The organism is Pseudomonas triticicola (assembly GCF_019145375.1).
In the GTDB taxonomy this organism is placed as follows: Bacteria; Pseudomonadota; Gammaproteobacteria; order Pseudomonadales; family Pseudomonadaceae; genus Aquipseudomonas; species Aquipseudomonas triticicola.
This window is the reverse complement of the sequence record NZ_JAHSTX010000001.1, coordinates 1,302,948-1,325,204: the sequence shown is the minus strand read 5'-3', so window position 1 is coordinate 1,325,204 and position 22,257 is coordinate 1,302,948. Positions and strand designations below refer to the sequence as shown.

Annotated in this window: 15 protein-coding genes and 1 pseudogene; 9 read left to right on the top strand and 7 right to left on the bottom strand. The window is 58.6% G+C overall.

Annotation, left to right across the window (positions count from 1 at the left end; all coding sequences use genetic code 11):
* Positions 1-39: 39 nt before the first annotated feature.
* The 3 genes from KVG85_RS06070 to KVG85_RS06060 form a co-directional block, all read right to left on the bottom strand.
* A complete protein-coding gene (locus tag KVG85_RS06070; protein WP_217863267.1) occupies positions 40-2,478 on the bottom strand; it encodes an autotransporter outer membrane beta-barrel domain-containing protein in 2,439 nt (812 codons plus the stop codon).
* A 249-nt stretch (positions 2,479-2,727) separates the two neighbouring features.
* Positions 2,728-4,812 (bottom strand): hypothetical protein, encoded by a 2,085-nt coding sequence (locus KVG85_RS06065; protein ID WP_217863266.1) that lies wholly within the window; start codon positions 4,810-4,812, stop codon positions 2,728-2,730.
* A gap of 105 nt (positions 4,813-4,917) precedes the next feature.
* Complete coding sequence (locus KVG85_RS06060; protein WP_217863265.1) at positions 4,918-5,763, bottom strand: hypothetical protein; 846 nt, start codon at positions 5,761-5,763, stop codon at positions 4,918-4,920.
* Between the two features lie 237 nt (positions 5,764-6,000).
* Between KVG85_RS06060 and KVG85_RS06055 the strand changes: the two genes are divergently transcribed.
* The 5 genes from KVG85_RS06055 (at position 6,001) to KVG85_RS06035 (ending at position 11,312) form a co-directional block, all read left to right on the top strand.
* Positions 6,001-7,029, top strand: coding sequence for a LacI family DNA-binding transcriptional regulator (locus tag KVG85_RS06055; RefSeq protein ID WP_302471443.1), 1,029 nt, complete (start codon positions 6,001-6,003; stop codon positions 7,027-7,029).
* Positions 7,030-7,180: 151 nt separating this feature from the next.
* Entirely contained in the window at positions 7,181-7,963 is a 783-nt protein-coding gene (locus KVG85_RS06050; RefSeq protein WP_217863264.1) for a sugar phosphate isomerase/epimerase family protein, read from the top strand.
* Positions 7,956-8,975, top strand: coding sequence for a sugar kinase (locus KVG85_RS06045; protein WP_217863263.1), 1,020 nt, complete (start codon positions 7,956-7,958; stop codon positions 8,973-8,975). The genes KVG85_RS06050 and KVG85_RS06045 overlap by 8 nt, the downstream gene beginning before the upstream one ends.
* A gap of 56 nt (positions 8,976-9,031) precedes the next feature.
* Positions 9,032-10,330: an MFS transporter gene (locus KVG85_RS06040; protein WP_217863262.1), complete on the top strand. Its 1,299-nt coding sequence runs from the start codon at positions 9,032-9,034 to the stop codon at positions 10,328-10,330.
* Positions 10,331-10,343: 13 nt separating this feature from the next.
* Positions 10,344-11,312: a 2-hydroxyacid dehydrogenase gene (locus KVG85_RS06035; RefSeq protein ID WP_217863261.1), complete on the top strand. Its 969-nt coding sequence runs from the start codon at positions 10,344-10,346 to the stop codon at positions 11,310-11,312.
* 167 nt (positions 11,313-11,479) lie between these two features.
* On the opposite strand, the gene KVG85_RS06030 is transcribed toward KVG85_RS06035, so the two are convergent.
* The 4 genes from KVG85_RS06030 to KVG85_RS06015 form a co-directional block, all read right to left on the bottom strand.
* Positions 11,480-12,667, bottom strand: coding sequence for a pyridoxal phosphate-dependent aminotransferase (locus tag KVG85_RS06030; RefSeq protein ID WP_217863260.1), 1,188 nt, complete (start codon positions 12,665-12,667; stop codon positions 11,480-11,482).
* Between the two features lie 41 nt (positions 12,668-12,708).
* On the bottom strand, positions 12,709-14,334 hold the full coding sequence (locus tag KVG85_RS06025) for a methyl-accepting chemotaxis protein (protein ID WP_217863259.1): 1,626 nt from the start codon (positions 14,332-14,334) through the stop codon (positions 12,709-12,711).
* Between the two features lie 230 nt (positions 14,335-14,564).
* Complete coding sequence (locus tag KVG85_RS06020; RefSeq protein ID WP_217863258.1) at positions 14,565-15,704, bottom strand: glycerate kinase; 1,140 nt, start codon at positions 15,702-15,704, stop codon at positions 14,565-14,567.
* Positions 15,705-15,919: 215 nt separating this feature from the next.
* Positions 15,920-17,038: a sugar diacid recognition domain-containing protein gene (locus KVG85_RS06015; RefSeq protein WP_217863257.1), complete on the bottom strand. Its 1,119-nt coding sequence runs from the start codon at positions 17,036-17,038 to the stop codon at positions 15,920-15,922.
* A 171-nt stretch (positions 17,039-17,209) separates the two neighbouring features.
* Between KVG85_RS06015 and KVG85_RS06010 the strand changes: the two genes are divergently transcribed.
* The 4 genes and pseudogenes from KVG85_RS06010 to rarD all read left to right on the top strand — a co-directional run bounded on the left by KVG85_RS06010 (position 17,210) and on the right by rarD (position 22,173).
* A complete protein-coding gene (locus KVG85_RS06010; RefSeq protein ID WP_217863256.1) occupies positions 17,210-18,520 on the top strand; it encodes an MFS transporter in 1,311 nt (436 codons plus the stop codon).
* 125 nt (positions 18,521-18,645) lie between these two features.
* Positions 18,646-18,773, top strand: a pseudogene (locus KVG85_RS25920) (aldo/keto reductase); the annotation flags it as partial.
* Positions 18,774-19,002: 229 nt separating this feature from the next.
* Positions 19,003-21,126, top strand: a complete 2,124-nt coding sequence (locus KVG85_RS06005; protein ID WP_217863255.1) for an acyltransferase family protein — start codon at positions 19,003-19,005, stop codon at positions 21,124-21,126.
* A 165-nt stretch (positions 21,127-21,291) separates the two neighbouring features.
* Positions 21,292-22,173, top strand: coding sequence for an EamA family transporter RarD (gene rarD / locus KVG85_RS06000; RefSeq protein WP_217863254.1), 882 nt, complete (start codon positions 21,292-21,294; stop codon positions 22,171-22,173).
* Positions 22,174-22,257: the final 84 nt, after the last annotated feature.

Sequence of the window (22,257 nt, the reverse complement as noted above, 5' to 3'; positions counted from 1 at the left end):
AGGAAGCTGCGAGGCTTCCTTTTTTTAATGCTGATGCAATCAGAAACTGAAGCTCAGCCCGACACTCCCTCCTAGCTCCTGGTCAGCTTTGCTGCCCCTGCTGGTCCCTATCTCGCCATACAGCTGCCATTTGTTATTGGCCGGCACCCAATTGAGGCCCCCGGTCAGCTCGAGGCTGGTGCTGGACAAATCGTTGTTGAATCCAGTGTCATTCACGCTGACACGATTATTGTTGACGAATTCATGACTTAACGCCGCGTGCAGCCTGGGTTGCAATTTTCCGCCATTGTTCAGCACCACCTCGCGGCCAACTGTCATTCCGACCTTGCCGAGCAATGAGCGGGTCTCGTTGCTGTCTACCTGCAGTCCGTTGTCCAACTTGTAGTCCTTGCCTTTTACCGTCGCAACACCAACCTGAGCAGAGGGCTCGATGAAGTAACCTCGGTTAAAGACTATATGCTTACCCACTTCGACGGTTCCACTGATGCCGAGATTATCGAAGTCACCCTTTGTTCGAGTGTCATCGCTCAAGGTGACTTTGACGTCATTACTGAAACGGTTGATTTTGCCAACGGTATCCACGTAATACCCGGTCGTTTCGTCATACCAGGACAGATACATCCCGCCATAGGTGCTATTGATCGTGCCGGCGCTGCTGCGGGCCAGGTCAAGGCGAGTGGTGCTGTAGCCACCAAAAACCCCGATCAACCATTGGCCATCACCTATCGGTAGTGGCGTGTCCACCCCCAATGAGACGCCAGTCTGATTCTGTTTATAACCATCACCGTAGGCATTCTTGACGTTGTACTGATTGGCATGAGTGCGTATCCACAGGCCGGTGGTCGCGTTCTGATTATCTGAGTCCAGTGCCGCAATCGATCGCGATCGCGGCTGAGTGCCGGCCATGCGACGGTCGCCGAGGCGAGTATTGAGAGTGGTCATTTCCGAATAGATAACCGTAGGAGCGGTACCGGCAATAGCCAATGCTGTTTGTGAACCTGTGCTCGGCGTTGTCCCATCAGTCCGCAGGAATATACCTTCGCCCTCTCGCACCAGTTTGTACGCCAAAGCACCACGATCAACCTGACCGTTTCTCAGATCGAACTGAGCATCCCCGCCAGCGATGTTAGCCACTTGAACCGGTGCACCGGTGACAGGTTCGCTGGCGCTTGCACCGACTACCAGCTCGTGCCGGCCACTGGCTGATTCCGTGACATTGAGAAAGTCCGTTTCACCGGTGGACACGTCAGCATCCAAAAAAAACCGGCCGTTGCCTGACAAGTTGGCAACGTCCAGGCGGACGAACTCGGCGGGCGTGCCGAATCTCACATTCCCGCCCTGCATTTCGAGATTCGATATCGAATTGCTGCCAACCAGGTTCCATTCAGCGCCACGCCCGATGGACATAGCGCTGACGCCAGTAACCGAACCGTGCAGGATCGAGTCATTGTCCAGCATCACGACGCCAGACCCGGAGCCCTGAATGTTACCGGTGAGTATGCTTCGGGTATCGAGCGAAACAGAATCGACGTTGGTCAAATCGCCTTCAAGGCTGGCATTGTTTTGCAAGAAAACTGCGGCGCTCCCGCCTTCAGCAACCTCTACATTGCCGGTCAACTGGCTGTCGTCGATTTGAAAGCGCGCCGCTGCTCCATCGATGACTTCGAGGATATTACCGTTGCCGCCGACCAGATTCGAACGGTTAGCTATCTCGATCAATACCGGTTGATCGTCTGGAGTCGCAAAATCGACTTTGATCGCTGCACCGGTGCGGCCCTGCACGGTTGCCCCATCAATCTTCAGTACACTCTGTGCGGTGACATCGCTCGGGTTCAGGACAGTATCCTCGCCAAAGATGATCCCATCCAGTTCTCCGATGACCTCGCTGGCTGCACTGATGTTGGCGTTGCCGCCGTAAAGTTCGAGGCCAACACCGTCTGCGTCGGTCCCTTCAACCCGGCTGTCCACCAGATTCAAGGTACTGAGGGATGTTACCGCTGCGCCCGAGAAACCTCCTGTCAGCGTACTGCCACTGACGGTCGCGGTTGAGCCAACAGGTACGTTCAGGTCGCGCGTAAGCGACATTGCTCTGCCATCGCTGGACAGCGTACTTCCGGATACCACTGCCGAGCTGTCGGTCAAGCTCAGCGCAGTGTCGAAATTGCTACCGGTCACACTCGCCCCGTCCAGAGTTACGAGGGCATTTGAGGCTTCAATCTGTGCCGTGTTGGCGGAAATCGCGTTCAACGTTCCACCGCCGACCACAATGTTAAGCGCGTCACCACCATTGAGGTTAAGCGTGGCAGTGGCAGGGATAAACCAGGCTTCTGGCGTAGCACCGACGGATACGGTTTCGACTTCACCAGAATTGAGATTTCGGGAAAAGGCCGTCTCGGATATTGCGATCAGTAATGCTGCACAAGAGAGCGTGCCAGTGAGTTTCAAAACTGTCGGTCCCAAGCTATTTTCAAACGTCATATACACTTCTCGTTGAGGTTTATCGGGACGGAAGAAGGACGGTTCAGGCGTACATATTCCATCAGACGACCTTTGTAGGCGACGCCGGAGAATACCTGCTAGTCCGGACTTTCTCTGTAGGACTAATCCTCTTAGTAGGTGGGCTTAATCGCCCACTCGCGACATTTCGAGATGTTTCTTGCTTCCCCAATTAAATTGCATTGCCTGAAGAGGCTGGCTCTCCGGCAATGCAATGATCGCGAATGCAGTTTATGAACCAGGCGCAGGATCCCAGCCCGGTTCCGTCTCGCAGTACAAGAAGTCAGCATTGAGCAAGTAGACAACCATTTCCTGAACTTCTGACGACGTTACAATTGGCGTCGAGTACCAGATTTTTACATAACCCGCGTAAAAGTCAGTCGGATCAGGCGTGGTAGCAGGTGGACGAGGAAGATTACGAATAAAAGGTGCGTATGGCACTTCCCAAAGCATCCCCTCCGTTAGCTCAAGCAAAGTGATCGCACGAGTACGGGAAAAAACCGTATCCGACGGTGCGTCTATGGTGTATTTGTCGTCATGCCAGCCTTGCCAATTGAATGTGATGTCCATTCCATCGGTGAAATGATCATTAGGTTTGATCTTGAACGTCGCAACGTGATCATCCCCCGTCAAGCTCTCGCAAATAATGTATGGGTCTTCGGTGCCATCGGTCGGTGGACGCTGGAATTCCGGCTTATCGAGAACAATGACTACAGTATTGACAGTAACCGTCTCTTTTGCCGAATCCTGAGTATTATTCCGAGCGGGGTTTTCATATGTCCACCAAGCCTCTTTAAGTCCGATACCACCCGGCCCGACAACGGTATATGGCAAATCTATCTGAATGATTGTATTGATATTCGACGTAGTCATTTGAATGGAATTAACGATAATTTCGCCTTGGTCCCCGAGATACTTCAGAGTAACCAGATCGCCCGGTTCGGGATCGGGAAACGTCGGCCCGGCGGTGACAGGCGAGACATCGATGTGAGCCTTGGCTGTCTGGTCGACATCATGAGGGCCCAGTACGTTATCCGTGACAGGTGCCTGTCCGCGGACGATCAGTTTCCGGAATTCGGGATTAACCTCAGGGGGCGGGGTCGTCGGGTCGACGGTATAAGGCGGATGCGTCGAGAAATCTGTTTTTACAGTTGTTGTTCCATCGTCGATGGATAAGCCGCCACGCATCAAGTCAGCTTTGACGACCACGTCCAATTCGAAATTCGTACCCGTCTGGTTATCAAAGTATTGTTTGCTCAGACTCGACCAAGGAATGGTGAACTCCAGCTCCGTGAGTGCGTTGAATGGCAGATCCTGGGCTGGTTGAGCGCCGTATGTCAGGCTCACTACGTCGGTGCCGATTGTATCTACCAACCGGCTGACTTTTACCTTCACACCTGCACGCGCATCTTTTAAATCGATCAGACCATCTTCGTTTGCCGGGACGGTAATGACGCCCAGTTTGGGAAGCGGCAGAAAACGCACGTTTTTGAAATACACGCCCCATGCGCTCTGGTTGCCAGCAGCGTCAGTAATGATGAACCAGATGAAGGCCCGGCCGCTCGTTACCTTGCGTAGCTCTGCGGTCGGGATGGACAGCTTGCCATCGGTGGGCATCGGTCCGTTGAAAAAAGGGGGCACCTGCGGAGGATTGGTACGTGTATCTGCCACGTACAGGGTCAACGTGTCATCCGGCTGAACGTTGGCGTAGCCTGTATCAATTTGTACCTGCAATCCCCCTTCGTTGCCTGGCTGACCCGCCCATGTGTCATCCAGATCCCCGGGGGCATTTGGAAACGTGGCTGGCGGCATTGTTCTGGCGCCTGGGACCTGTCCTGGATTTGTACCTGTTTGTGCAGGTTTCGCTTGCCAGGCACCAGTACGGTCGATAAAAAACTTCATGACAGGACCGGTCAGCGGGTTGAGCCCCCCCTGATACAGCACGCTACGCACCCAGATCGGCGTCGGCCCCACCGGAGTTGCATCCTCGCCCAGATATTCCGTAGGCACAGTGATCGGGAAATCTACAGGACGGCTGGCCAAGTCGCCGAGGTTTACCCTGTTTAACCGCGTGAAGTCTGTCGGCAGCGGATTGGCAGGAGGCTCGGTTCGCGTAACTTCAAGGGCGATCTGATCTCTGTTGTTAGGATTCGACCACACATTGGTCTTGACCATAAGTGTCAGCGGGCCGCCCACAGGTATCGCAGCTATCGGAATAATGTCCTTGTTTGTACCGCGCCCGTCTGGCAATTCGGGGGTAGGTGCGACCAGAACGCCCAAGGGTGTGCCTGACTCCGCAGTTTGAATACTTGTCATGTGCCTTCTCCATTGCGTAGAAAATGTTTTTTGATCCATGCATCTTCGACAATGGCGAATGTCGCCAACTGCAGTCGTAATATCGCTGCTACTGTTGCGGCCTGATCACTTCATCCAACTTGCATCCGAGCAATACTTGCTTTCTCCCGGAATTTTCCTGTCTACCTTCACCAGCCCGGTAAACGAGCGAAAGATAGGTACACCGTCGCGCAATAGTTGGTAATTAACTAAGGCCGAATCGTTTTCCTCCATGGGTTCTATATGTGAAGCAAATGGTCTGATTACGATCTTGACTGGCTCCTTGGTCACAACATCTGTCACAACCTCAGTAAAGTTAAACACCTGCGTCAAAGGGTTTCCCGACCCGTTTAAAGAATCCCATGCCTGCCAATCCAGGCTGAGGACATCCGTAATCTGAAACAAGTCATCGAAAGGAATTTCGATACGTACCCCTTCCCAGATAAACAAGGCTTCCGGATCGTCGGGATGGTTCTTGTAACATCCGATATATCCCCAGGCATCCGCATCGGGAAAAGTAACCTCCTTCAAAAGTTGCGGCGGCTTAACTATCGCAAAAGTCAGGCGTCGTGAAGGTGACGTAGTAGGGTTGATCGAACGTACTGTGTACAAAAGCTCAAACGTAGCCACATCCGGAAGTTTCTCGGGAACTACTGAAATACGAAACTCCGGTGCATCGTCCGCGGCCCCATACTCGCCAAAGGCGACGAAATCGGGATTACCAACGATGAAAATTTCAACACGATCTTTATTCACGCCTGAAACAGGAAAGTTCGGCCAGCGGTCAATAATACAAACGATGCCTACCTGTTTTGCGTCCGGCGGCAATGTTCCGGCGGGGTCAAGCGGATCGACGCCTTCCACTCTAGGCAAGCTCAGAAGCACACCGGGATTCAAGGGATTGCTGGAAGTTATTGGCGTTTCGATAGGCATGGAATTTCTCACTGGCGGGTCATCTTGGCCTGAAAGAAATTAAGCGCTGGTATTGGAAAGATTCCTACTGTCAGATCTGACAGGTAATCCGACCGTTTGTCGGAAACCAATTTTTGCCGTGACGACTTCTGCTGCATTTGGAGGTTGACGGCTTGAGGTCAGATGGTGTCTTCTGAAACCGGTTTCAGCGGTATTGGTGCCGTCAGACCGCTATATTCAAAAACAAGGTCTAACCCATTGAATGACTTCTCCGCCGCACAGCGCAGCCGCGTGACCATGCTCGATGTCGCCGAGCGCGCCGGCGTGTCCAAGGCCAGCGTCTCACGTTTCATCGGCGATGACCGCGCCCTGCTCTCCGATGCCATAGCCCGGCGCATCGAGCAGGCGATTGATGAACTCGGCTACCGCCCCAACCAAATGGCCCGTGGCCTGAAACGCGGGCGTACGCGCCTGATCGGCATGCTTGTCGCCGATATCCGTAACCCCTATTCGATTGCCGTGATGCACGGGGTGGAAACCGCCTGCCGGGCGCACGGCTACAGCCTGGTGGTTTGCAACACCGACCGCGATGACGAGCAGGAGCGCCAGCATCTGGCGCTCCTGCGCTCGTACAACATCGAAGGGCTGATCGTGAACACGCTGGGCCATCACCGGGACGAACTGCACGAACTGCGCCGCGAGATGCCGCTGGTGCTGGTGGATCGCAAGGTCGACGGGCTCGACAGCGACATGGTCGGGTTGAACAACTCGCAAGCAGTAGAGATGGCGCTCGCGCATCTCGAGCAACGCGGATATCGGGATCTTTTGCTGGTGACTGAACCGTATGACGGCACCAGCTCGCGGATTGAGCGGGTCAGCAGTTTTGAGGCGCAGATTGCTCAGCGCTCAACCCTGACTGGGGCGGTGCTGGAAACCGTTGATGATCTGAACGCGCGACTTCAAAGCTTTTTAAACACACCCGGTGATGGCCCGAAAGCGCTGTTTTGCGCCAATGGCGTCGCGGCGCTGGCGGCGACTCATGCGTTGCGCATGCTGGGTGTGCGTTTGTTTAAAGACGTCGGATTGATTGCTCTGGATGATCTGGACTGGTATCCGCTGGTGGGCAGCGGGATCACCGCGCTGGCACAGCCAACGCAAGAGATAGGCGCGCGGGCGTTTGAGTGTTTGCTCAAGCGCTTGCGCGGAGATGATGCGATGGCGCGGGTGGTGGATTTTGCGCCGGCGCTGATTGAACGGGGTTCGACCCGAGGGATTGGCGGCGTCTGATCTGACGCTTTCGCGAGCAGGCTCGCTCCCACAGGTGACCGCGTTCCAGGTGTGGGAGCGAGCCTGCTCGCGAAGGCGCCCGGAAGGACACCACAGAACCATCTGATATTTTTTTGAACAAAAATGAAACCGGTTTCAGAGGTCAATAACAATGAATAAACCAGCCGTTTCCATCAGTCTGTCCAGCTACGGTGCCGAGCTTGTGCGCCAGCGTGGGCAGGATTCCTTTATTGAGATCCTCGCGGCCTCCGGCGCCAATCGCATCGAGTGGCGTGAAGAGTTGCTGACCCGGGAAGACCCGGCGCAAATCGCTCAGGCTACCCAGGCGCAGGGCCTGCAAAGTATTTATTCCTCACCCACCGAACTCTGGCTCGCAGGGCAAGCGCAGCCGAATCCCGAACTGATTACCGCGCTGCAACAGGCCCAGGCATTCGGCTCGAAATGGCTGAAAGTGTCCCTCGGTTATTTCACCGACAACTCTGATTTGCAGGCACTGGCCGAGCGACTCAAGCAAAGCCCGGTGCAACTGCTGGTGGAGAACGACCAGACCTTGCACGGCGGACGTATCGAGCCGTTTCAGCGTTTCTTTACCGCCGTCGAGCAACACAACCTGCCGATCAAGATGACCTTCGACATTGGCAATTGGCATTGGCAGGACCAGTCCGCCGCCAGCGCCGCACGCGCGCTCGGCCGTCACGTCGGTTACGTGCATTGCAAAGCCGTTGCGCGGCGCGCCGACGGCAAACTGGTTGCCGTACCACCCGCCATCAGCGACCTGCATCTGTGGGAACAACTGCTGCGGCACATGGACCAAGGCGTTATGCGCGCCGCCGAATACCCGCTGCAAGGCGATGACCTGGTGCAACTGACCCGCGAACACGTCGCCGCCCTCGCCCGCCTCGGTCAATCGCGCCTGGAGCCTGCTCATGTCTGAGATCGATATCCTTTCTTTCGGAGAAACCATGGCAATGCTGGTCGCCGAGCAGACCGGCGATCTGGCCAAGGTCGAGCAGTTTCACAAACGGATTGCCGGGGCCGACAGCAACGTCGCGATTGGCTTGTCGCGCTTGGGTTTCAACGTCGCGTGGCTGAGCCGGGTCGGTAACGATTCGCTCGGACGCTTTGTGGTGGAAACGCTGATCAAGGAAGGTCTGGATTGCAGCCACGTCGAAGTCGATAAAAACCATCCGACCGGATTCCAGTTCAAATCGCGTAACGACGACGGCAGCGACCCGCAGGTGGAGTATTTCCGCCGTGGTTCGGCGGCCAGTCATCTGTCGCCGCACTCCATCAACGACAACCTGCTCAGCGCCCGCCATTTGCACGCCACCGGTATCCCACCGGCGCTCTCCGCCTCGGCGCGGGAAATGTCCCTCGAGCTGATGACCCGCATGCGCGCCGCCGGACGCAGCGTTTCATTCGACCCGAATCTGCGCCCAAGCCTGTGGGCCAGCGAGGCCGAGATGATCCGCCAGATCAACCGCCTCGCCGCCCTCGCCCACTGGGTGCTGCCGGGGTTAAGCGAGGGCCGCTTGCTCAGCGGTTTCGACGACCCGGCGGACATTGCTGCGTTTTATCTGGATCAAGGTGCGGAGGCGGTGGCGATCAAGCTCGGGCCTGAAGGCGCTTATTACCGCACGCAGCTGGATCAGGGTTTTGTCGCTGGCGTGCCGGTGACCAAGGTGGTCGATACCGTAGGCGCCGGAGATGGCTTTGCGGTGGGGATGATCAGCGCCCTGCTCGAACATCAGAGTTTTGCCGAGGCTGTGCAGCGAGCGAACTGGATTGGCAGTCGCGCGGTGCAGAGTCGTGGCGACATGGAGGGGTTGCCGACCCGCCAAGAGTTATCGGTTGAATTTGAATCCGCCTTCGCGAGCAGGCTCGCTCCCACATTTGGAATGCAATCGCCTGTGGGAGTGAGCCTGCTCGCGAAGAGGCCCGCCTGATCCCGCAAATCAATGAACCTGCTGCGACAAAAACAACAAGCTCAGGAGTCACACCGATGAAAACCGCTACCCTCGCCACCCGCCGCTGGTGGTACATCATGCCGATCGTGTTCATCACTTACAGCCTGGCCTATCTCGATCGCGCCAACTACGGCTTCGCCGCCGCGTCGGGCATGGCCGAAGACCTGATGATCACACCGGGCCTGTCCTCGCTGCTCGGCGCGCTGTTCTTTCTCGGCTACTTTTTCTTCCAGGTACCCGGCGCGATCTACGCGCAAAAGCACAGCGTGAAGAAGCTGATTTTCGTCAGCCTGATTCTCTGGGGCGGGCTCGCCACGCTGACGGGCGTGGTCTCCAATGCCTATTGGCTGATCGTCATTCGCTTCATGCTCGGCGTGGTCGAAGCGGCGGTGATGCCGGCGATGCTGGTCTATCTCTGCCACTGGTTCACCCGCGCCGAACGCTCGCGGGCCAACACTTTTCTGATCCTCGGCAACCCGGTGACCATGCTGTGGATGTCGGTGGTGTCGGGCTATCTGGTGCAGCATTTCAGCTGGCGCTGGATGTTCATCATCGAAGGTCTGCCGGCGGTGTTGTGGGCGTTTATCTGGTGGCGTCTGGCCGATGATCGTCCGGCCCAGGCCAAGTGGCTCAACGACCAGGAAAAGCAGGATCTGGAAAGCGCCCTCGCCGCAGAGCAGGTCGGAATCAAAGCTGTGAAGAACTACGCCGAGGCGTTCCGTTCGCCGAAGGTGATCATCCTGGCGCTGCAGTTTTTCTGCTGGAGCATCGGCGTCTACGGATTCGTTTTGTGGCTGCCATCGATCCTCAAGGCAGGCGCGCAAATGGACATGATCGAGGCTGGCTGGCTCTCGTCGCTGCCCTATCTGGCGGCGGTGCTGGGCATGCTCGCGGTGTCGTGGGGTTCGGACAAATTGCAGAAGCGCAAACGCTTCGTCTGGCCGCCGCTGCTGATCGCTTCGATTGCGTTTTATGGCTCGTATGCCTTGGGCGCCGAACATTTCTGGTGGTCGTACACGCTGCTGGTGATTGCCGGCGCCTGCATGTACGCGCCGTATGGGCCGTTTTTCGCCATCGTTCCGGAGATCCTGCCGGCCAACGTTGCCGGTGGTGCCATGGCGCTGATCAACAGCATGGGCGCGCTCGGCTCCTTCGGCGGCTCGTACTTGGTCGGTTATCTGAACAGCTCCACCGGCTCGCCCGGCGCGTCGTATCTGTTGATGAGCGGCGCGTTGCTGCTGTCGGTGGTGCTGACAATTTTCCTCAAGCCCGGCGCCAGTGATCGCGTCGTCGCCAAAGCCGCCGCCACACCGCGTGTGCCGGCGCATTCCTGAAGGAACTTTTGCCATGAAAAAACAGGTCGTGCTGTACAAGAAACTTTCGCCCGCGCTGATGGCGCGCCTGCAAGAGCAGTTTGACGTGACGCTGATCGAAAGCCTCGACGCCGATGGCCTCATGCAGTTGCGCGATGCCCTGCCCCGCGCCCACGGTTTGCTCGGTGCCAGCCTGAAACTCGATGCCGCGCTGCTCGATCTGGCGCCGCAACTGGAGGCGATTGCCAGCGTCTCGGTGGGTGTCGACAACTACGACATCGAGTATCTGAATCGGCGCAAGATTCTGCTGACCAACACCCCCGACGTGCTCACCGAAACCACCGCCGACACCGGTTTCGCCCTGATCCTCGCTGCCGCGCGGCGTGTGGTCGAACTGGCGAACATGGTCCGTGGCGGGCAGTGGAGCCGCAATATCGGCCCGGCGCATTTCGGCACCGATGTGCATGGCAAGACGCTGGGCATCATCGGCATGGGCCGCATCGGCGAGGCCTTGGCCCAGCGCGGACATTTCGGTTTCGGCATGCCGGTGATCTACCACAGCCAGTCGCGCAAACCGGCGGTCGAGGAGCGGTTCGCTGCGCAATATCGCAGCCTCGAAGAGTTGCTCCAGCAGGCCGACTTCATTTGCCTGACCTTGCCTCTGACGGCGCAGACCGAACGTTTGATCGGCGCGGAACAATTTGCGCTGATGCGGCCGGAGAGCATCTTCATCAATATCTCGCGCGGCAAGGTGGTCGATGAGGCGTCGATGATCGAGGCGTTGCGCAACAAGCGTATTCGCGCGGCGGGGCTGGATGTGTTCGAGCGCGAGCCGTTGAATCATGATTCGCCGTTGTTGCAGTTGAGCAATGTTGTGGCCACGCCGCACATGGGCTCGGCGACCCATGAAACCCGGGAAGCAATGGCGCGGTGTGCGGTGGAGAATCTGCTGGCGGCGCTGAATGGGCAGCGGCCGGCGAATCTGGTGAATCCTCTAAACTGATCGTTCCCACGCTCTGCGTACTGATCGTTCCCACGCTCAGCGTGGGAATGCAGCCCGGGACGCTCCGCGTCCCTTCCGAAAGCTGGAACGCGGAGCGTCCCTAGAGGCATTCCCACGCGGAGCGTGGGAACGATCAGCAAGGCGCCGGGGCAGGCAATGCAAGACCCTCAGGCACTGCGCGCCTGCAACAGCTGCACCGCACACAACGCAATCCGCGCGCAGGCATCCGCCAGTTTGACCCGATCCACCACCAGCCCGATGCGAATATGCCCCGCCGCGCTCGGCCCGAACGCTTCGCCGGCCAGCACCGACACGCCGTAACCTTCCAGCAATCGCTCGGCAAACGCCTGAGCGCCGAGGCCGGTCTGGCGCACATCGACCATCACGAACATGCCGCCATCCGGGCAAATCGGCTGCAACCCAGGGCAACCGTACAAACGTTCGCAGACCAGATCGCGGCGCAAGCGATATTCTTCGCGCATCTGCGTGACTTCCGGCAGATCACTTTGCAGCGCCACTTGCGCGGCCTTCTGTACGAAATCCGGCAGACCGAACAGCATGCTCAGCGACAGATTCACCAGATGCTCGGCCAAAGGTATCGGGCCGATCATCCAGCCGATGCGCCAACCGGTCATCGCATGGGATTTCGACAGGCTGTTGATCGTCGCGGTGCGCTCGGCCATGCCCGGCAGGCTCGCCGGGCTGATGTGCTCGCCTTCATATAACAGCTCGCTGTACACCTCATCGCTGATCAGCCACAGGTCATGGCGAATGCACAGCGCCGCCAATTCCTGCCAGATCAGCAGGGACAAACTGGCGCCACTGGGATTGTTCGGGCTGTTGAGCAGCATGGCGCGAGTTCGCGGGGTGATGCGCGCGGCGACATCGGCCGGGTCGACACGAAAACCGTTTTCCGGGCGCACCGGCACCGCAATCACCTTGGCACCGCAGGCGCCAAACACACCTTCGTAGGTGACGTACATCGGCTCGGCGACGATCACCTCATCACCCGGATCAAGCAGACATTGCGCCACCGAGTACACCGCGCATTGCGCGCCGGGCAGGACAATCACCTGGTCTGGATCAACCCGTTGGCCACTGCGCTGGCGATGACGCTCGGCAATCAGCCTGCGCAGCTCGAACCGACCACGCACGTCGGCGTAATGGGTATCGCCGGCCAACAGGCTATCGATCGCGCCATGGACGATCGGCAACGGCGTATCGAAATCCGGATCGCCGACGCTCAACAACAAAACATCGACGCCCTCGGCGCGCAGTTCCAGCGCTCGGTCGTGAATCTGCCAGGCAGCGGCACCCTCCCCGGCGATTCGTTGGGTCAAGGCTGAATAGCGCATGTACGTCTCCTGTTAGCGCGGTTTCCAGCCTTCACCGTATCTCAAATCACGAAACGCGCCACCATGGCGTTCAAATCCACTGCCAGTCGCGACAATTCGTGAGTCGCGGCGCTGGTCTGGTTGGCACCGGCGGCCGATTGCGTGGCGAGGTCGCGAATGTTGACCAGGTTGCGATCGACTTCGCGGGAGACTTGCGCCTGCTCTTCCGAAGCGCTGGCGATAACCAGGTTGCGTTCGTTGATCTGGTGAATCGATTGCGTGATCTGCTCCAGCGCCACACCGGCCGCGCGGGCCATTTCCAGCGTGGACTGAGTGCGCTGATTGCTTTGCTGCATCGACGAAACCGCTTCACCGGTGCCGTTCTGGATGCCGGCGACCATTTTTTCGATTTCCTGAGTCGATTGTGCGGTGCGATGGGCCAAGGCGCGCACTTCGTCAGCCACCACGGCAAAACCACGGCCAGCCTCGCCGGCACGCGCCGCTTCAATTGCAGCGTTGAGCGCCAAGAGGTTGGTCTGCTCGGCGATCGCCCGAATCACGTCCAGCACCTTGCCAATGTCACGACCTTGCGCGGCGAGGCCTTCGATCATCTGCGCGGTGTTCTGCACGTCGTGAGTCATGGTCTGGATCGCGTCGACGGTTTTCACCACCTGATCGCGACCTTCGCGGGCGGCGTGGGTCGACTGATTGGAAGCTTCGGAAGTCGAAACGGCGTTGCGCGCCACCTCTTCCACCGCAGCGGTCATCTCGTTGACGGCAGTGGCGGCCTGTTCGATTTCGTTGTTCTGCTGTTGTAGTCCGCGCGACGCTTCTTCGGTAACGGCGCTGAGTTCTTCGGCCGCGGCGCCCAGTTGCGTGGCGGAGCCGGCGATCTGCTCGATGGTTTTGCGCAGGTTGGTCTGCATCGCGGCCAGGGCTTCGAGCAGGCGCGCCGGTTCATCCTTGCCGTCGTCTTCAATGGCTTTGCTGAGGTCGCCGTTGGCAATGGTTTGCGCAGCAAGCACCGCGCGGTTGAGCGGCGTGACGATGCTACGGGTCAGCAACCAGGCCAGCAACACGGTGGCCAGCGCTGCGATCACCGCGACGACGATGATCCCGGTGATGGCGCTGTCATAGTTTTCACCGGCCTTGGTGGCCGCCGCCCTGGCCCCGGCGGTATTCATGCCGATCAGCTTGTTGAGCTGCTCGCCCATCTGATCGGTGCCTTCCTTGATGCGCGTGTTGATCAACGCGCGCATCGCTTCCAGATCGCCCTTGCGCGATAGCTCAATCATCTGATTCTGCGCTTGCAGGTAATTATCGAGCGTCGTCGAAAACGTCTGGAAGACCGCGCGCTCTTCAGGGCCTGCCGGCAACGCAGCGTAGCTGGCCTGGGCTTTGCGCACCTTGTCGACCAGCACCGCGATGCGGGTTTCTGCCTCTTGCAGGCTGGCCGGTTCGCGATTGACCAGCACGCGGAACGAGAGGATGCGCATACGCAGGACGTTTTCCGTAACCACGCTGAGGTGGGTCACGCTGGGCAACTGGTTGGTGTCCATGTCGACCGACGCCTGACGAATGACCGTCATGCGGCTTACGGCGAACACGCCGAGGACAATCACCAGCAAGGCGATGAAGGCAAAACCGAGGAAAGCACGGGGCGCGATATTCAGATTACGCAGGGACATGGTCGGACTCTCGAAAGAAAGAAACTACGAGCATCCATGCCGTGAGCACTGGCCCATAGCGGGCGACAGTCCGGCGTCACTGGGTTTTGGTTTTGTGTGCGCCTGACCGTTGTATCGGCCAGGCTTGAGGAAGGTTTCGGGTCCGCAGTAAATATTTTTTCGGACGTTACAACAATGAAACACTGCTCCGCTGCCTTTGCACTCGACAGCTCCTACCAAAGGCAAGCGGTTCAGCGTTGGGTGGCGAGTTGCCAGACCCGGGCGATGTCGGTGGCGCGTTCACGCAGCAGGCGCGGGGCTTCGGCGCAGGCCTGTTCCAGAGTCATCGGTCCGCTGGTCACGGCGAACGCGGCGTCGATGCCGTGTTGATAGAGTTCCTGATAGCCCTCGCCCAAGGTCCCGGCAATCACGATCACCGGCACAGCGTATTGCTTGGCAACTCGCGCGACACCGAACGGCGTTTTGCCGCGCAGGGTTTGCGCATCGAAGCGGCCCTCTCCGGTGAAGACCAGATCCGCACCTTTGACCGCGTCAGCGAGCCCGACCAGTTCCGCCACCACCTCGACGCCCGCCTGAAACTGCGCGCCGAGAAAAGCCTTGGCGGCAAACCCCAGACCACCCGCCGCGCCGCTGCCCGGTTCATCACGCACGTCCTTGCCCAATACTTGCGCGCAAAGCTCGGCGAAGTGCCCCAGCGCCTGATCGAGCTGCTCAACCTGCGCAGGCGATGCGCCCTTCTGCGGGCCGAAAATGGCCGAGGCGCCGTGGGGGCCGCAGAGCGGATTATTGACGTCGGCGGCGATGTCGAAACGCACATCGGCCAGACGTCGATCAAGCCCACTCAGATCGAGTCGCGCCAGTTGCGCCAAGGCCAGGCCGCCGGGCACCAGCGACTGATTCTGCGCATCCAGCAACTTCACACCCAATGCCTGCATCGCCCCGGCACCGCCGTCATTGGTCGCGCTGCCGCCAATCGCCAGAATCACCCGTTGCGCGCCGGCATCCAGCGCTGCACGAATCAGTTCACCCGTGCCAAACGTGCTGCTGATGCAGGCATCGCGCTGTCCCGGCGGGACCAGTTGCAGACCGCTCGCCTCGGCCATTTCGATGATCGCGGTGTGGTTGTGCGGTAGCCAGCCCCAAGCAGCGTCGACCGGCGCGCCCAGTGGACCGCGCACGCGGGTGCGGCGTAACTCACCTTCGCAGGCTGCAAGAATCGACTCGACCGTACCTTCGCCGCCATCGGCCATCGGGCATTTGATCAGCGTCGCCTGCGGCCAGACCTGCGCCAATCCGAGGGCAATGGCTTCGGCAACGCCTTGGGCACTCAGGCTGTCCTTGAACGAGTCGGGGGCGATGACGATCTTCATGGGAATTCTCCGGTTGCAGTGGCATTCATGCTGCCAGTCGGCCTGCGCCTTGACGCCGGTCGGGTGCACAAGTGGCGTCGGCGTTTATTGTTCATTTCCACAAAAGACTTGCGTTGGATGTTCCGGCCTCTTCGCGAGCAGGCTCGCTCCCACATTTGAAATGCATGCCACTATGGGAGCGAGCCTGCTCGCGAAGGGGCCCCGAAATACACCGATCAATTCGGATCAGTCTGCGGCAACAGCTGCACCCCCAGGTACAACGCCAGCATCCCGTCCAGCTTCAACGGATCAACCCCGCTCAACTCGGCAATCCGTTCCATGCGATAGCGCAGGCTGTTGCGATGAATGCCCAACGCCTCGGCGCAGGCCTGGCTCTGCCCGTCGTGCTCGCACCAACTGCGCAGGGTCGCCAGCAACTGGCCGTTGCTGTCCTTGGCGATGACCTGGCGCAGCGGCTTGAGCAGTTCGTCCAGCGCATCGTCGTTGCGATGACGCCACAGCATGACCGGCAAGCGATAACGATTGAGCGTCAGCAGCCGCGAGTTCGGCAGCACGTCACGACCATACGCCAGCAGGTCGCCGACCCGTCGATAACAGCGGCGCAACCCGGCCAGGCCATCCGCCTGCCCGCCGACGGCGATGCGCAGAATCTTCCAGCCGAGGCCATCGAGTTTTTCCAGCAGTCGATCGTGCTCGACGTTCTGGCTGGCCGGGCGACACCACAACAGCGAAGACTTGGCTGAACTAACACACCAACTGTCGGGATAACGCGAGGTCAGCCATGCACTCAATGCCTCGACGGTTTGCCCCGGCCCGTGTTCCAGACCCAATTCGAACAGGTACGGCACCCGCGTCAGTTGCGGTTTGAGCCCGAGCTGCTGCGCCTCATCGACCAGACGTGGCGAATCCCCCGCCTCGCTCAACAGCAGCGCCAGCAGATCATCGCAACGCTGCCGTCGCCATTGCTGCTCGGCCTGCTGATTGCGCTGGCCGACGAGCATTTCAGCGGTCATGCGCACCAGTTCGGCGTAAGTGCGCAATTGCTCAGGCTCGCCGGTAATGCCGAGCACGCCGATCAAGCGCTGATCGAGCAACAGCGGCAGGTTGATCCCCGGTTGCACGCCTTTGAGGTGCACCGCCGTCTGCGCATCGATTTCCACCACGCGCCCGTTGGCCAGCACCAGTTGCGCACCTTCATGCCGGGTGTTGATGCGCTCCGGTTCACCGCTGCCGAGGATCAGGCCCTGACTGTCCATGACATTGACGTTGTACGGCAAAATGGCCATGGCCCGGTCGACGATGTCCTGGGCAAGGTCGTGATCGAGTTCGAACATAGCGGCGGCAATCCTTCATTTCAGGCACGGACGGTTGTTCAGCCGCACAGGGTCTGGCGGCAAACCCTGTGCTCAGGCACAAAGACAATCCGGCCAAAGGTGGCCGAGACTCTCAGGGCGATCAACGTTACCCTTTGCATCGCAAAAAATCATAATAAAGAGAGAGCCGCTATGTCGCAGAGCGCCGCAGCTACCCAGACCATCGACGACGGTAAAAACGCCGTCTACAAACGCATCACCCTGCGTTTGATTCCCTTCATTTTCATCTGCTACCTGTTCAACTACCTCGACCGGGTCAACGTCGGCTTCGCCAAATTGCAGATGCTCGACGCACTGAAATTCAGCGAAACCGTATATGGCCTCGGCGCCGGCATCTTCTTCATCGGTTACGTGCTGTGCGGCGTGCCGAGCAACCTGGCACTGACCCACTTCGGTCCTCGGCGCTGGATTGCCTTGATGATGATCACCTGGGGCACGCTGTCGACCTGCCTGTTGTTCGTCACCACCCCGACCGAGTTCTACACCCTGCGCTTTTTCACCGGTGCGGCTGAGGCGGGTTTCTTCCCGGGCGTCGTGCTGTATCTCTCGCAGTGGTTCCCGACGTTCCGCCGGGGCCGAATCATGGCGCTGTTCATGTCGGCAATCCCCGTCTCCGGTCTGCTCGGCAGCCCGTTTTCCGGCTGGATCCTTAACCACTTCGCCGCCGGCCAAGGTGGCCTGGCCGGTTGGCAGTGGATGTTCCTGCTGCAAGGCATTCCGACCGTGTTCCTCGGCGCACTGGCGTATTTCCTGTTGAGCGACAGCTTTGCCAACGCCAAATGGCTGACCGCCCACGAACGTTCGGTGCTCGAAGCCGACCACGCCGACGACCTCGCCAACAAACCGAAAACCGCCACCGACTCATTGCTTGCGGTGTTCAAGAATCCTGCGATCTGGGCCTTCGGCCTGATCTATTTCTGCATCCAGAGCGGCGTGTACGCGATCAACTTCTGGCTGCCGTCGATCATCAAGAACCTCGGCTTCAGCGACAACCTGGTGATCGGCTGGCTGAGTGCGATTCCGTATCTGCTCGCGGCGGTGTTCATGCTGGTCGTCGGCCGCTCGGCGGACTTGCGCAAGGAGCGCCGCTGGCACTTGGTGGTGCCGATGCTGATGGGCGCGATCGGGCTGGTGATCGCAGTGAACTTTGCGGCCAATCCGGCGATTGCGATTCTCGGCCTGACCATCGCGACCATGGGCGCACTGACTGGTCTGCCGATGTTCTGGCCGGTGCCGACGGCGATGCTGAGCGCAGGCGCGGCGGCTGGTGGGCTGGCGTTGATCAACTCGATGGGGCAGATGGCCGGGTTCCTCAGCCCGTACCTGGTGGGTTGGGTCAAGGACAGCACTGGCTCGACGGATGCGGCGTTGTATCTGCTGGCGGCGGTGATCGTTGGCGGGAGTCTGCTGGCGTTGCGGATGACGCGGACGTTGCGGGCTTGAGCTCTCGGGCATGACCAAAACGGCCCTTTCGGGCCGTTTTTCATTCGGGTTCACCTTTCGGACTTTGAGGCTTCTGGTATTTGATTGACTCCCCACCCACCGGCAAAAAGGATTTTAGACCGCCGGCCGAGATCGAGCAGATCACCCCGCGCAAAAGTACGGTCTTGGCGTGATGCCGTGGAGTACCTTGGCTCTCAACGGCAAGTACGCACCCGATGTGACGCCGTACGCCAACAGGCCTACACACCGGCGCAGGCGGTGAAGATCACGGCAGCAGACGAGACAACGATGTGAGCCATTTGTGTAAGGACGCAAACACATTCGATCCTGACATTAACCTGCGCCCTCTTCCGAAAAAGACGGCCGCTCGAAACCCATCAAGGCTTTTGTAACAAAACCTATATACTTGGCCACTTTATGGAACCGAGCTTCATGCAGCCAAACCTACGGTTGCCCGCTCGAAAAGTCTGCCAGGATAGTCAATGCTCAATCGGCCCCTCGAGTTTGCCCGCAAGCCATTGCGCGCGATGTTCAATGTTTTCGATAACAAAGAGGCATTCGATACATCCCCGCCCGTAGCGGCTACCGGTAAATCGCACAGCGCTGGCCTTGAATACCGCGCAGACATTGATGGGCTGCGGGCTATCGCTGTCCTGCTCGTGCTGATATTTCACGCAGGGCTGACGTTATTTCCCTCCGGCTTTATCGGCGTGGATATCTTCTTCGTGATTTCCGGGTATCTGACCACCTCAATCATCATGAAGTCGCTGGACAACGGCACGTTCAGCTTCACGGGTTTCTACAGCAGTCGCATCTGGCGCTTGCAACCGGCCGTTGTCGCGCTGTTGGCTGTGACCTTGCTGATCACCACGCTGCTGTATTTGCCCGATGACTACATCGACTTCCTGAAAAGCGAGAAGTACACCTCATTACTGATCTCCAACCAGTATTTCTCCAAGGTGACTTCCGGCTACGCCACGCCCGATGCCGCCAGCCTTCCGCTGTTGCACACTTGGTCATTGGCGATCGAATGGCAGTGGTACCTGCTGCTACCGTTGGGTATCTGGCTACTGCATCGCTATGTGGCGAAACGGGCCTTGAGCGGCGTGGTAATGGGCTTGACCCTTGCCGCCACCGCGCTGGCGCTGTATCTGTCGCGAGTCGCTCCCGATCTGAACTATTACTTTTTTACCGCGCGCATCTTCGAGTTGATGATTGGTTCGTGCGCCGTCATTTTCAGCGCGGACAGATTTCGCCTGAGTCGTGTCAGCGCTTCGCTCATTTGCGCGGTTGCGCTGGTCACGATCGCCTATTGTGCGATCCAGGACGATATCCTCAGCGGATTCCCCAACTATCACGCGGTCGCGGTATGCGTCGCCACGGCCCTGCTGCTGGTTCGCGGCATAGGTAATGTGAGCATCACCTCGGATGTCCTTGCATTCAAACCGCTGGTGTTCATTGGCACCCTTTCCTACTCGTTGTATCTGTGGCATTGGCCGATTCTGGCGGTGCTGGCCTACCTGGGTGTCGACCTGACGCCCGCAGTGACAACTGGTTTTTTCGCCGTCACGTTCGTAATGGGCTACCTGTCCTTCGGGCTCATCGAAAACAGGTTTCGCAAAGTACGGGCCGGTTTCGGCAAGACCCTACTGCTGTTGATGCTGCTGCCCGCCATCGGCCTGTCACTGCTTCACTCCGCCGGCAAAAATCATGACGGATGGCCGAACCGTTTTGGTGAAGACTCCATCGCCATGTTCAGCACCTTGAAGGCGTACGTACCGACCAATCGTGAGGATTGCCTGGGGAACAGCGACAGGGTTGAGCCTGATTGCGTCATGGGCGCGCCGTTAGCCAAGCCGCAAGCTTTGCTGATCGGAGACTCCTATTCGAATCACTATTGGGGATTTATCGAGACGTTGGCCAAGGATGCCGGCCTGTCGGTTCTTGCCCAGGGTTATCCAGCCTGCCTGGCGTTACCCGGAATCTATCTGTACGACTGGTACAAGGCCAGAAATGCGCTCTATGAAAAATGCCATAACGCCGCTGAGCGTTATTACGACCTCATCGCAAGCAGCCATTTTCAATATGTGATCATCGGGCAGTTCTGGGAGGCCTACCTCACCGACGCGATCGTCACCAAACTCGATGACCCACGCAGTCTCGCACTGTCGCAGGAACGCCTCGGGGTGGCGGTTCGGCAGGCACTCGACATCGTCGTCGAATCAGGCGCCACGCCGATCTTGCTGATGAACACTCTACCCATGCCCGCCAGAATCAACGAGTGTCTGCTCAGACAGATCAAGTTACGCGGCATGCTCGGCAGTGCTGAACAAAGCCGTCTGTGTGCGGCGGTGCCGTGGTCGGGGCTTGAAGATCCCTTCATGGCCACACTGTTCGCGCAATTGCAGGCGGAATATCCGCAACTGATCGTCCTTGATCCAAAAAAAGTGCAATGCAAGGACGGTACCTGCATGACCAGCGTCGATGACGTGCCGGTGTACCGCGACATTGGTCATGTGTCCGATTATGCCTCGTACAAATTTGGTGAGCTGTACCTCAAGCACTTCGGCAATCCATTCAAGAGCAGTCCAGACGGCGCCCCTTAACGCTGGTCCATTTGCCATCTATGCTCCATCTGCCAGCCTCTTTTGACGAGGCTGGCATGAGCGGATGGACGCGATATGTTTCGAATAATGAGCATCCGCTCAATATTCAGCACAGAAACCACGTATCCTGCGCGGCCCGTTCAACCATCACGTCGCGAGGACAGTTTGTCTAAAGGTATCGCTTTATCGGTCTCAGCCTCGGTGCTGTTTGCCGTCATGTATTACTACACGTCGCTGCTGACACCTCTGAGCGGCGTGGAAATCTTCGGCTGGCGCATGCTCCTGACCGTGCCGTGCATGACCGTGTTCATGCTGGTTTCCGGGGAATGGCGGCGGGTGCTGGAGCTGCTCCGATTGATCGCGGCCAGGCCGAAGCTGATTGCCGGACTGGTGATTTCTTCCGCCCTGCTCGGGGTTCAGCTGTGGCTGTTCATGTGGGCACCGCTCAATGACTACAGCCTGGATGTATCGCTGGGTTATTTCCTGTTGCCACTGGCGATGGTGCTGACCGGGCGGATTGCCTATGGCGAGAGCCTGTCTTACCTGCAGAAAATCGCGGTGTTTTTCGCCAGCCTTGGCGTGTTGAACGAGCTGTACCAGGTTGGCGGATTTTCCTGGGCGACGCTGGTGGTTGTGGTCGGTTATCCGCTGTACTTCGTACTGCGCAAATACCTGAAAACCGACAACCTCGGTGGCCTTTGGGTCGACATGACCCTGATGCTGCCGGTCGCCTACTGGTTTGTGCAGGGCGGCGAACAGGGCCTGGCCGTTTTCGATCAGTATCCGGGGCTGATGTGGCTGATTCCGCTGCTCGGTCTGATCAGTGCGTCCGCACTGGTGGTGTACATCATCGCCAGTCGCCTGCTGCCGTTCAGTCTGTTTGGTTTGTTGAGTTATGTGGAACCGGTGTTGTTGCTCGCGGTGGCGTTGTTGCTGGGGGAAAGCATCAAGTCGGGCGAGTGGCTGACTTACATCCCGATCTGGCTGGCGGTTGTGGTGCTGGTGTTCGAAGGCTTCAAACATTTGACGCGCCAACGCCGCTCTTAAAAGCAAAAGATCGCAGCCTTCGGCAGCTCCTACAGGAAAAATGCATTCCAAATGTAGGAGCTGCCGAAGGCTGCGATCTTTTGA